Here is a 12493-nt window from a genome sequence, read left to right on the forward strand (position 1 = left end):
ATACAGGGAAAGCCCTGATAGTGGAAAGAGGAGTGTTTTATGGCATTAGTAAAGAAGCCTGTTACAGGCATGAAGGATATTCAGCCGGCAGAAATGCAGATCCGTGATTATGTGATTGGGCTGATTAAGGAAACGTATAAGGGATTTGGTTTCACACCGATTGAAACACCTTGTGTTGAAAATATTGCAAACTTAAGCAATAAGCAGGGTGGTGAGAATGAGAAGCTTATCTTTAAGATCTTAAAGCGTGGTGAGAAGTTAAACTTAGAAACAGCACAGACAGAAGCAGATTTGGTAGATAGTGGTCTTCGCTATGACCTGACTGTTCCGTTGTCAAGATATTATTCCAATAATGCAGCAAATCTGCCAAAGCCGTTTAAGGCATTGCAGATCGGACCGGTATGGAGAGCTGACCGTCCGCAGAAGGGTCGTTTCAGACAGTTCTATCAGTGTGATATTGATATTCTTGGAGATCCGACAAATCTTGCAGAGATCGAGCTGATTTTGGCAACAACTACACTTCTTGGAAAGGTTGGCTTTAAGGGATTTACCGTACATATCAATGACCGCCGTATTTTAAAGGGCATGGCAAAGTACAGCGGCTTTGATGAAGCACAGTATGATGAAGTCTTTATCATTTTGGATAAGATGGATAAGATCGGTCTTGATGGTGTAGCAAAAGAGCTTGCATCAAATGGTTTTGCAGAGGAATCAATCGAACGCTATATGGGTCTGTTCAAAGGCTTGAATGAAGCAGAGGATGGTGTTGCTTATCTTGCAGAGACACTTGGTGATTGCTTAGAGGGCGGCGCAGCAGAGAACTTAAAGCAGATTTGTGAGGCAGTTACGGCAACAACTCAGGCAAGCTTTAAGCTGCAGTTTGATCCAACATTAGTTCGTGGTATGTCTTACTATACTGGAACTATTTTCGAGATCGGAGTAGAGGGCTTCCCAGGTTCAATTGCCGGAGGCGGACGTTATGATAAGATGGTTGGCAAGTTCACAGGAATGGAAACTCCAGCATGTGGCTTCTCAATCGGATTTGAGCGTATTGTAACAATTCTCTTAGATGAGGGCTTTACTGTTCCAGGCAGCAAGGAAAAGATTGCATATTTGGTAGAAAAGGGTGTAGATAGCAAGGTGCTTGGCACTGTTCTTCAGGAAGCAATGGCAGGACGTGCAGCAGGACAGCAGATTCTTGTTGCATGGATGAATAAGAATAAGAAGTTCCAGAAGGAACAGCTGACAGCAGAAGGCTACAGCGAGTTCAAGGAGTTTTATAAGGAAGCATTAAAGTAATCACATGTAAAGGCGCTGCAGCGTTTGCTGCAGTGTCGTTTCTGTGTAAGCTAAAATGGAGGTAAGGCGATTGAGAAAACAAGTATTGCTGAAAAAAGGTATTGCAGGACTGCTTTCTATTGGAATGCTGTTAGGGTCTGTTATTCCGACAGCAGCACAGGAAACGTCCAGTCAAAGTGCATTTGAAACGAAGTTGCAAGAGCAGATGCAAGAAACGCAAATGCAGCCTGAAGAGCTGACGTCTGAAACAGAATCCGAAACGGTCAAGACTCAGTCGCAGGAAACTCAGACAGAAACATCTGCGCAGGAAAGTGAAGTGATTCCATCGGAAGAATCGTCATCTATATCACAGGCAGAAACAAGTGAAGCTCAGACAGAGCAGCCAACACAAACGGAAATTCAAAGTGAGCCTCAGACGCAGGAGACAGTGCAGACCTCGTCAGAGTCTGACAGTGTAGAAGAAACACAGGAAAATGAAACAGAGTATTCTACAGAAGAATTTACAGAGGAAGAGTCAACAGAAGAAGAGTCAACAGAAGAGGAAACAACTGAAGAAGCAGAGTTAGAAGGAGTTGAAGAAAGCTTCTATGCTAATGCAAGCTTAAATACAGATTCAAAAGTATATTCTGGATGGAAAAAAGATTCGTCAGAGTTGGTGACACTTCCAGCGGGTTCTTATGTTTACATAACATCTGTAGTTTGTGTGGAGGAAGAGCCGCGATGGGCGCATGTTATTTTTGATATTAATGAATATTGCTATGAAGGTTATATTCCATTTGAAGTGCTTTCTGTAAGCTATGATGCTGATCTGATGGAAGCAGATGAGACACAGGCCTTTCCAGCAGATTACCAAAGTGCCTTGAATGCACTTCATCAAGCACATCCTAATTGGGTATTTAAGCCAGTTTATGTTGGCGATACTTTTTCATATGCAGTAAATCAACAGGTTACGACACCTGCAAGAGCGCTTGTAAGCACTTATTATAATGAATGCTTCCGATCTATGTTAGACAGAGATTACAATTGGCAGACCAATACGTGGAAACAATGGGAACCAGGTTGGGCTGGTGCGTCAGAAGAGACTGTGCGCTATTATATGGATCCGAGAAATTTTTTAAATGAAAATGACATTTTTATGTTTGAATCACTTATCTATGAGAAGTATCAGACACAAGGGGCAGTTGAGGCTGCACTTGCCAATACATTTATGTCGAATGCGAAAGTTCCAGGTGCAGAGTATACATATGCATGGTTGTTTTGTTGGGTTGGAGAAAAATATAATATTAATCCGGTAGCACTTGCAAGTCGTGTTAGACAAGAACAGGGAGCAGGTACGTCTGATTTGATTTCTGGAAAATATGCTGGATATGAAGGATTGTACAATTATTTCAATATACAGGCAACTGGTTCAAGTAGAGATCAAATCGTGCAGAATGGATTAAAAGAGGCAAAGACGGGTTCGACAATGATGCTTCCAGATGGTACAGTATCAAGTGGATCTTGGGATACCCCAACAAAGGCATTGATTGGCGGTTCATTGAAGTTTGCCAATCTGTATATTCTCAAAAATCAGAATACGCTATATGCCCAAAAATTTGACTATGACGGTCAGTATAACGGTAAATATTGGCATCAATACATGACCAATATCATGGCACCGTATTCAGAGGGAAATCAAGTAAGAAGATCCTATACCAATAGTGGTCAATTAGGAAATAGTTTTGTTTTTTTGATTCCTGTTTATGAGGAGCGTCCGGTATCTTCACCCAAACCACAGGAACGAAAAAATCAAAATAGCTGCTTAAAGTCATTGACAGTAAATGACCAGGAAGTAATCACTGCATTTGATAAGACACAAAAAGATTTTTATTATAGTGTAGGAGAAAAGACAGTTTATGCGAATATCAGAGTAAAAACTGCATCTTCATCAGCTACACTGAAATTTTCCAATATTGGAAGCATGTCTCACAAGGTTGAGGTTAGCACAATAACCGTTACAGCTGAGGATGGCACACAGACACAGTACCGTTTGTTTGTTGGTTGTGGTGTAACGATAGAACAGGGATTTTTTGATGGCTTTGATGTGAATTCTTATCGAAAGCGTTATCCAAAGCTTGAAAAAGCATATGGAAATGATATTGACGCGTATTATGAGCATTATTTCCTAACTGGGAAAAAAGCCGGATGGGATGGAACAAAAGGTGATTTCGCAGAGGATAATGATGACAGTGATAAGACGTCAACAATTTATAAAGGCGTTGACTATGCTCCAGTATTTGATGCTAAATACTATTTGAATCGTTACTCAGATTTAAAGTCAGCATTTGGAAATGATTATGCGGCAGCATTGAAGCATTTTGTGGATTATGGAATAGGTGAAGGCAGACGTGCCAGTGAGTCATTTGATGTTACGCTCTATAAAGCGAATTATCCGGATCTGCAGGAATTATTTGGTGATGATAATACAAAGTATGTAGATCATTATCTGGATTATGGAATCAATGAAGGCAGGTGTGCCAACAGACGAATCCTAAATGGAATTTCAGTGGCTTCTGATGGAAAGAAATATTACTATAAAAATGATCAGGTTGATACTAGTTACACAGGTTTTGCAGCATATCAGGGAAATATGTATTATGTATTAGGCGGAATAGTGTCGAATTATACAGGACTGATAAATTATTATGGAACTTGGTATTATCTTCAGTCAGGAAGTGTAAAGTGGGATTACACGAGCCTTGTAGAACACAGTGATGGTGCTTGGTATTATGTAGAAAAAGGTATTTTGAACTGGAATTACAATGGTCTTGTTGAATATTATGGTACACTGTATTACATTCAGAACGGATACCTTAATTGGGGATATTCTGGACGGATTTGGTATAATGGTAAATGGTATAAAATTGTGAATGGGGTTGCACAAAAAGACTGAATCTGTTACAATAGTTTGCTGTGAACAAAATGAAAAATAGTAAATAAGAACATTTGAAGAAGAAAGGCATGGAACACAATGTCATTATATGAAAATGAAATCAGCAAACGAAGAACGTTTGCCATTATTTCTCACCCGGATGCGGGTAAAACTACATTAACAGAGAAGTTCCTTTTATATGGAGGAGCAATCAATCAGGCAGGTTCCGTAAAGGGAAGAAAAACAGCAAAGCACGCTGTTTCTGACTGGATGGAGATTGAAAAGCAAAGAGGTATTTCCGTAACCTCTTCCGTTTTACAGTTCCACTATGAAGGCTATTGCATCAACATTTTGGATACACCAGGTCATCAGGATTTCTCAGAGGATACGTATCGTACTCTGATGGCAGCAGATTCTGCCGTTATGGTAATTGATGCTTCTAAGGGTGTTGAGGCGCAGACAATTAAGCTGTTTAAGGTTTGTGTTATGCGCCATATTCCAATTTTTACTTTTATCAACAAATTAGACCGTGAGGCAAATGACCCATTTGATCTGATGGATGAGATCGAGCGCGTGCTTGGTATTAAGACCTGCCCAATCAATTGGCCAATCGGATGCGGTAAGAATTTCAAGGGTGTTTATGATCGTAACACAAATAAGATTACTACATTCGTTGCAGCAGATGCAGGTATGCATGAGATTGAGAGTCATGAGCTTGATGTTGAAGGTGCTGAGGATCAGGTTGGTATTATTGGTTATCAGAAGCTGCTTGAGGATATTGAGCTGCTTGATGGTGCATGTGAGGAATTTGATCAGGATAAGGTAAGTAATGGTGAGATTTCTCCTGTATTCTTTGGTTCTGCACTGACAAACTTTGGTGTTGAGACATTCCTTGAGCATTTCTTAAAAATGACAACATCACCGCTTCCAAGACATAGCTCAATTGGTGAAATCAGCCCATTTGATGATAATTTCTCTGCCTTTGTATTTAAGATTCAGGCAAACATGAATAAGGCACACAGAGACCGTATCGCATTTATGAGAATTTGTTCTGGAAAGTTTGAAGCCGGCATGGAGGTGAACCATGTGCAGGGCGGCAGAAAGATTCGTCTGACACAGCCACAGCAGATGATGGCATCAGAGCGAACAATCGTAGAAGAGGCATATGCCGGAGATATCATTGGTGTATTTGATCCAGGTATTTTCTCAATTGGAGATACAATATGTTCTCCTAAGATGGGTAATATGGCATTTGACGGAATTCCAACATTCGCACCAGAGCATTTTGCCAGAGTGCGTCAGATGGATACAATGAAGCGTAAGCAGTTCATTAAGGGAATCAGTCAGATTGCTCTTGAAGGTGCTATTCAGATTTTCCAGGAATTTAACACTGGAATGGAAGAGATCATTGTAGGCGTTGTCGGCGTGCTGCAGTTTGACGTTTTGAAATTCCGTCTGGAAAATGAGTACAATGTAGAGATTCGCCTTGATCCGCTGCCATACGAGTATATCCGCTGGATTGAGGATTGGGAGAATGTGGATGTAGCAAGAATCAATGGAACATCCGATATGAAGAAAATTAAGGATCTGAAGGATCGTCCGCTGTTATTGTTTGCAAATAGCTGGAGTCCGCAGATGGTACTGGAAAGAAATCCAGGCTTAAAGCTGTCTGAGTTTGGAACAGAGCACTAAACAATATATATTAACATAGTGTCTAATATATTTGTCAGAAGGCAGAATATATTTAATACGCATATACTATACCGAGAAAGTGAAATGCTTTTGAGGGTAGCATATGCGTATTTGTGATTTAAGGCAAAAAGAAGTGATTAATATAAAAGACTGCAAAAGACTTGGCTATGTGTGTGACATTGAATTTGATCGAAAAACAGGCTGCATAACACATTTGATTGTTCCGGGCACAGGAAAAATATGTGGGTTATTCGGACGAGATACGGAATATCGCATTCCATTTTGCAGAGTATGTCAGATTGGACCAGATATCATATTAGTTGATATTGATGAGGGAGAAAAACCAATCAGAGATAAAGAAAAATAGAATTGAAAACAATTCAGAAAAAACTTGACCTTACATACCTTTTTATTTTATAATAATAGCATTAAAGAGATGCTGGCAGACAGCAGGAATGGAGGCAGCAATGAAGTGTCCGTTTTGCGGAGAAGATACAACAAAAGTAATTGATTCAAGGCCTTCTGACGATAATACTGCGATCCGCAGGCGCAGGATGTGTGAGGTGTGCAACCGGCGCTTTACAACATATGAAAAGATTGAAGTATTTCCGCTGATGGTAGTAAAAAAGGATCAGACAAGAGAGGCTTATTCGAGGGAAAAATTAAAAACTGGAATTGTTATGGCATGCCATAAACGTCCGATCCCGACTGATGCAGTAAATCGTCTGGTGGATGATATTGAGACAACTATCTTTAATAATTATGAAAAAGAAGTCAGCAGCAAGGTGATTGGTGAGCTGGTGATGGAAAAGTTAAAAACACTTGATGAGGTCGCTTATGTGCGCTTTGCGAGTGTATATCGCTCTTTTACGGATTTGAATAATTTTGCACAAGAGCTTGAAAATATGATTCAGAGAGAGAAAAAACAGTGAGTAAATTGTATCCATGGGCAGAGGCAGCGTCTGCCTACCAGATTGATTATCAAAAGGAATATGATAACGGCGTGCGTGGCGTACTATTCGATGTGGATAATACGCTTGTAAGGCATGGAGAGCCAGCTACAAAACAGGCAAAGGAATTGTTTGAACATCTTCGCAGCATTGGTTTAAAAACCTGCATTATTTCAAATAATAAGGAGCCGCGTGTCAGTCCGTTTGCGAAGGAAGTTGGAAGTGACTATATTTATAAAGCAGGGAAGCCATCAGTACGCGGTTATGAGGACGCTATGAAGCGTATTCATACAACACCAGATACAACGATTTTTATCGGAGATCAGATCTTTACAGATATTTATGGCGCAAACAGAGCTGGAATTAGGACATATCTTGTTCAGCCAATTCATCCAAAGGAAGAAATACAGATAGTGCTAAAGCGTTATATAGAGCGTATAGTATTGTTTTTTTACCACAGGAGGAATAAGCGATGAGTTCAATTGTTTTGATTGGCTTTATGGGAGCAGGAAAGACAACAGTAGGAAAAGAGCTTGTAAAAAAAGGATTCGAGCTGATTGATACTGACGCCTATATAGAAGCTTGTGAGAAAATGAGCATTTCTGATATTTTTGCTCAAAAAGGAGAAGATTATTTTCGTCAGGCAGAGACAAAAGCACTCAAGACGCTGCTTGTACAAGATAAGCAATTTGTGATTTCATGCGGAGGTGGAATGCCGCTTAGTGAGGAAAACAGAAAGCTTTTAAAAAAACTCGGCATGGTAGTCTATTTAAGGATTCAGCCAGAGACTGTTTTGGCTCGTTTAAAGGGTGACACAACGCGCCCTCTTCTTAAAGGAGATGATAGTGGAGAGCGTGTGCGTACACTGATGAAACAGCGTGAGGCACATTATTTAAGCGGTGCAGATTTTGTGCTAGACGTAGATCAGAAAACACCTGGGGAACTGGCAGAGGAAATTTTTAAAGAGTTTTAAAAATACTACTTGAAAAGTTATATTTTTTATTGTATGATAATATAGTATGTAGCGCCATTTTATGGGCGTTTGCGTTTGTTTAGAACGATAGGCATCTGTGCAAGAGTACAGAAAGATGCCGTTAATTCTCATTTACAGGAGGAAAAAAAATGATTTCAGCTGGTGATTTCAGAAATGGTAAGACTTTGGAAATTGAAGGCACTGTCTATCAGATCCTTGAGTTTCAGCATGTAAAACCAGGTAAGGGTGCGGCATTTGTTCGTACAAAGTTAAAGGATATCAAGAATGGTGGAGTAATCGAGAGATCTTTCCGTCCAACCGAGAAGTTCCCGGAGGCAAGAATTGACCGTAAGGATATGCAGTATCTGTATCAGGATGGAGATCTGTACTACTTCATGGACAATGATACCTATGAGCAGATCGCACTTGGAAGTGAGCTGATCGGTGACGCATTAAAGTTCGTTAAGGAGAACGAGATGTGTAAAGTATGTTCCCACAATGGAAACGTATTCTCAATCGAGCCGCCGCTGTTTGTAGAGCTTCAGGTTACTGATACTGAGCCAGGCTTCAAGGGAAATACTGCTACTGGTGCTACTAAGCCGGCAATCGTTGAGACTGGTGCACAGGTAAATGTTCCGTTGTTTGTAGAGAACGGTGAGGTAATCAAGATCGATACCAGAACAGGTGAGTATTTATCCAGAGTATAATCTGATCAGAAATTCAAAACAAAATATTTAACGTTTTGTTTCAGAGTCAGCTGTTTGATCTAACAGCTGACTCATATACACCTGTAGCTCAGTGGATAGAGCAGTAGAATCCGGATCTACGTGCGGGGGTTCGATTCCCTTCAGGTGTGTTCTCTCATCCAGCTTTTCTGGAGTTTAGAACGGAGGAGCAATATGGATTATCAACAATTTTTATTTACCATTACTGCGGGTCTTCAGTCCGCCTGCCAGGCAGAGGAAAAGATTACCGTGCAGACAATTGAACAAAAACATACAGCAAAGATAAAAACGGTGTCATTATACCACAGAGGAAAAAGAACAACTCCTTGGATATATATGGCGCCGTTTTACCGTTTATATCAGCATGGCTATTCTATGGAAAGTATTCAAAAGGAATTAAAAAACGTGCTTGATATGGTAACAGAAAATAATAAAGTGGAGGGAGAGATATTTACAAACTTTGAATGTGCTGCTGCCTTTTTATCAGTGCGGCTCATTTCATATCAGAAAAATAAGGAATTTTTATCACTTGTCCCACATAGACGTATTCTTGATCTTGCCATTATCTATCAGCTGGTATTTGAGGGAACAGACACAACGATGGGTGCTGCCGTTGTGTATCAGGATCATTGCAGAATCTGGGAGGTGACAGAGGACATTTTATTCCAGACAGCCATCACATCGATGATTCGCCGTTTTCCACCGTCTTTAAATAGCGTAGAGGCATTGATTGGGCTGCCTGAGCTGCCAGTACAGTCTGATTTTCCTCATTTATTTGCGCTGACAAACAGTAAAGCATTTTTTGGAGCATCAGTCATCATGTATCCGGGTATCCTTAGGACGGCAGCAAAAAAGCTTGGCGGTGCATATTATATTTTGCCGTCAAGTATGCACGAGGTACTGCTTCTTGCAAAAGATAAAGACACAGATCCGTCACAGTTAAAGGAAATTGTGGAGGAGGTAAATCTGACAGATGCTGTAAGTACAGATTTTTTGTCAAATCATGTTTATGAGTATGATTCAGACGAGGATACTGTCACTATCGTAGTGTAATCACACCATATCATGGTAATTTTGCACAAAATAAAGTGTCGCGTGTGGCAAAAGAGATAAAAAGCTTGCATATTTTACAGATTCGTATTAAAGTATATAGGAGCTTGGTCAGTTTATGTCATTTTGGTGGTGACAAGAAATGACAGTAAAAAACTGCTGCAAAAGGTATCAGGAAAGGATATGTCTATGATAATAAATGGAAAGACAGGCCTTACCGGTCTGCTTGGAAGTCCGGTGGGACACAGCAAATCACCGATGATGCACAACACATCATTTCAGGAGTTAGGAATTAATTATGTCTATCTTTGTTTTGATGTTGGCATTGAAGGTCTTAGCGGTGCCGTAGACGGTCTTGTAAGTTTGGGAGCAAAAGGTTGGAACTGTACTATGCCAAATAAGTCTAAGATGGCACAGCTTTGTGATGTGCTTTCGCCAGCAGCGTCGATTACAGGCTCTGTGAATACGGTTGTGAATGAAAATGGAAAGCTTATGGGATACAATACGGATGGAACAGGCTATATGAGAGCCGTAAAAGAAGCAGGATTTTCGATCAAGGGTGAGAAAATGACTCTTCTTGGAGCAGGAGGCGCAGCAACATCTATTCTTGTTCAGGCAGCACTTGATGGTGTGCGGGAGATTTCTGTATTTTGTCGTCCGGGAAAATCGACAGAGCATGCAAGGCAGGTGATTAATCAGCTGACAAAGCAGACAGCATGTAAGATTAATTTATTTGATTATTCAGATGAGTCTGTGATTAAAAAAGAGCTTTTGACAAGTCGTATTTTGACAAATGGCACAAATGTAGGCATGGCACCAGATACAGATAGAAGTCTGATTACATCAGCAGATTTCTTCCATCCAGATTTAATAGTATCAGATGTAATCTATAATCCAAGAGAGACAAAGCTGATGGGAATTGCTAAGAGTCAGGGCTGCAGCTGTTTTAATGGGTTATATATGTTGCTGTATCAGGGTGCAGAGGCATTTACATTGTGGACAGGAAAGCAGATGCCAGTTGAACTGGTGAAAGAACGATATTTTGATGAGCCTGAGGCGCGTCTGCGTACAGCGCAGTAACGCAAGATGGCAGAATAGGAAGGAATTATGGCAAAAAATAATTTTAAGAGAAAGAAAAAACCAGGTGTGGTCAGAAGGATTCTTCCATACTTTGTCATTATTCTGGTAGCAGCTGCGCTGATTGTGGCAGTTATTTTGATTACGAGCAGAAAAGGCAACAAAGATCGTCAGGAAATCCAGACGGTTGTTGATGTTACAGAAAATCAAAACAATAATAACAATCAGATTCAATCCTTAGAAAAGGACGGCGTGCCGGAAGTAAAAGAACTGGTACAGAAGTATTTTGATGCAGTAAAAAAGGCAGATGTCAAGGATCTTAAGCAGATTGTTGTGCAGGATACAGAATTTAGTGAGGAAGCACTTAAAAAGCAGTGTGAATATGTTGAGTCCTATGAGAACATTATCTGCTATACAGTTCCAGGTATTGCTGATAATACTTATATAGCATATGTATATTATGAGATAAAGTTTATTGGAATTGACACGAAGGCACCATCTATGATTCGACTTTATATTTGTCAGAATAAGGATGGAAGCCTGTATATTGATAAGAATGCGAAGGATGGCGAGATCGCAGCTTATCTGCAGGAGGTTGCCGGATGGGAGTCCGTGCGTGAACTGGTTGCAAATGTAAATACAAGATACCAGGAAGCATGCGTAAAGGATGAGGCACTAAAGAACTTAAAGGATATGCTGGATGGAAAGACATCTGTTCCATCATCTGAAAAATCATCTGAAGAAAATACGTCAGAATCTGTCAGTGATACTGTTTATGATGCAGAATCACAGGCAGATGAGGCATAAGACAAGGAATGAGAGGAAACATGGAGAATATACAAAACGTAAAGAAAGTTTGGCAGGCAATTGATGATATAAAAAAGGTAATCAAGGGTAAGGATGAGAGTCTGAATAAGCTTATGTGTACGATGCTTGCAGGCGGTCATATACTGATGGAGGATATTCCTGGTGTAGGAAAGACAACGCTGGCGCTGGCATTCTCAAAAGCATTGTCCTTAAAACAAAAGCGTATGCAGTTTACACCAGACGTGCTTCCGTCTGATGTGTGTGGTTATCATATGTATCAGAAGGATACTGGAAAGTTTGTGTATTATCCAGGAGCTGTTATGTGTAATCTGTTTCTTGCAGATGAGATTAACCGTACATCACCAAAGACACAGTCTGCACTGCTTGAGGTTATGGAAGAAGGCACTGTCACAATTGATGCAGTAAAAAGAGAAGTGCCGCAACCATTTATGGTAATTGCAACAGAGAACCCTACAGGATCTTCTGGTACACAGCTGTTGCCGGAGTCTCAGCTTGACCGTTTCATGGTTCGTATGTCTTTGGGCTATCCAAGTCAGGCAGATGAAATTTCTATGATGAAGAGCAAAAAGGAATATTCTGTAGATGATATTCCAGCATCTCTCACCGTTGAAGATATTCTTGAGATGAAGAAAGAGGTCGAGAAGGTATTTATTCATGATCTGATCTATCAGTATACGACAGATCTTGTCAATGCGACCAGAAAGCATCAGTATTTGACACTTGGCGTTAGCCCAAGAGGAACGCTGGCGCTGATTAATATGGCAAGTGCACATGCGTACCTTCAGGAGCGCGATTATGTAGTTCCAGCAGATGTGGCTGCTGTATTTACTGATGTATGTGCGCATCGTCTGATTTTAAATACAAAGGCAAAGGTGGGCGGATTAACAGCAGAAGGCATTCTTGAGCAGATCTTAAAGCTGATCCCTCAGCCAAAGGCAAAATAAAAAGACAGGCCTTGTAGGAGCATGTTCTATAAGGCCTTTGTTTG

Annotated in this window: 12 protein-coding genes and 1 tRNA gene; all 13 read left to right on the top strand. The window is 40.5% G+C overall.

Features of this window, described 5'->3' with window-relative positions:
• Positions 1–39 precede the first annotated feature (39 nt).
• The 13 genes from hisS to LKD48_RS03005 all read left to right on the top strand — a co-directional run bounded on the left by hisS (position 40) and on the right by LKD48_RS03005 (position 12449).
• Positions 40–1299 carry a histidine--tRNA ligase gene (hisS, locus tag LKD48_RS02945; RefSeq protein WP_118613246.1) on the top strand — a complete coding sequence of 420 codons (1260 nt, stop codon included), beginning with the start codon at positions 40–42 and terminating at the stop codon, positions 1297–1299.
• A gap of 70 nt (positions 1300–1369) precedes the next feature.
• A complete protein-coding gene (locus LKD48_RS02950) occupies positions 1370–4231 on the top strand; it encodes a hypothetical protein (RefSeq protein ID WP_308731144.1) in 2862 nt (953 codons plus the stop codon).
• A gap of 78 nt (positions 4232–4309) precedes the next feature.
• Complete coding sequence (locus LKD48_RS02955) at positions 4310–5902, top strand: peptide chain release factor 3 (protein WP_227102375.1); 1593 nt, start codon at positions 4310–4312, stop codon at positions 5900–5902.
• A 103-nt stretch (positions 5903–6005) separates the two neighbouring features.
• Positions 6006–6269, top strand: coding sequence for a PRC-barrel domain-containing protein (locus LKD48_RS02960; RefSeq protein ID WP_118613252.1), 264 nt, complete (start codon positions 6006–6008; stop codon positions 6267–6269).
• A 100-nt stretch (positions 6270–6369) separates the two neighbouring features.
• On the top strand, positions 6370–6834 hold the full coding sequence (gene nrdR, locus LKD48_RS02965; protein WP_066557028.1) for a transcriptional regulator NrdR: 465 nt from the start codon (positions 6370–6372) through the stop codon (positions 6832–6834).
• The gene (locus tag LKD48_RS02970; protein ID WP_118613254.1) at positions 6831–7328 is read left to right on the top strand and encodes a YqeG family HAD IIIA-type phosphatase; all 498 of its coding nucleotides are present in this window, start codon (positions 6831–6833) and stop codon (positions 7326–7328) included. Before nrdR ends, LKD48_RS02970 begins: the two co-directional genes overlap by 4 nt.
• Entirely contained in the window at positions 7325–7825 is a 501-nt protein-coding gene (locus LKD48_RS02975; protein WP_118613256.1) for a shikimate kinase, read from the top strand. The genes LKD48_RS02970 and LKD48_RS02975 overlap by 4 nt, the downstream gene beginning before the upstream one ends.
• 149 nt (positions 7826–7974) lie before the next feature.
• Positions 7975–8532, top strand: coding sequence for an elongation factor P (gene efp / locus LKD48_RS02980; RefSeq protein ID WP_066556986.1), 558 nt, complete (start codon positions 7975–7977; stop codon positions 8530–8532).
• Between the two features lie 77 nt (positions 8533–8609).
• Positions 8610–8681 (top strand) — tRNA-Arg (locus LKD48_RS02985).
• Between the two features lie 43 nt (positions 8682–8724).
• Positions 8725–9603, top strand: coding sequence for a DUF5688 family protein (locus LKD48_RS02990; protein WP_308731145.1), 879 nt, complete (start codon positions 8725–8727; stop codon positions 9601–9603).
• Positions 9604–9783: 180 nt separating this feature from the next.
• Positions 9784–10680 carry a shikimate dehydrogenase gene (gene aroE, locus LKD48_RS02995; RefSeq protein WP_066557021.1) on the top strand — a complete coding sequence of 299 codons (897 nt, stop codon included), beginning with the start codon at positions 9784–9786 and terminating at the stop codon, positions 10678–10680.
• A gap of 27 nt (positions 10681–10707) precedes the next feature.
• Positions 10708–11484 carry a hypothetical protein gene (locus tag LKD48_RS03000; protein ID WP_227102381.1) on the top strand — a complete coding sequence of 259 codons (777 nt, stop codon included), beginning with the start codon at positions 10708–10710 and terminating at the stop codon, positions 11482–11484.
• A 20-nt stretch (positions 11485–11504) separates the two neighbouring features.
• Entirely contained in the window at positions 11505–12449 is a 945-nt protein-coding gene (locus tag LKD48_RS03005) for an AAA family ATPase (RefSeq protein WP_066556979.1), read from the top strand.
• The last annotated feature ends 44 nt before the right edge of the window (positions 12450–12493 follow it).

Origin of the sequence: Anthropogastromicrobium aceti, assembly GCF_020687335.1 — a bacterium.
Classification (GTDB): Bacteria; Bacillota; Clostridia; order Lachnospirales; family Lachnospiraceae; genus Anthropogastromicrobium; species Anthropogastromicrobium aceti.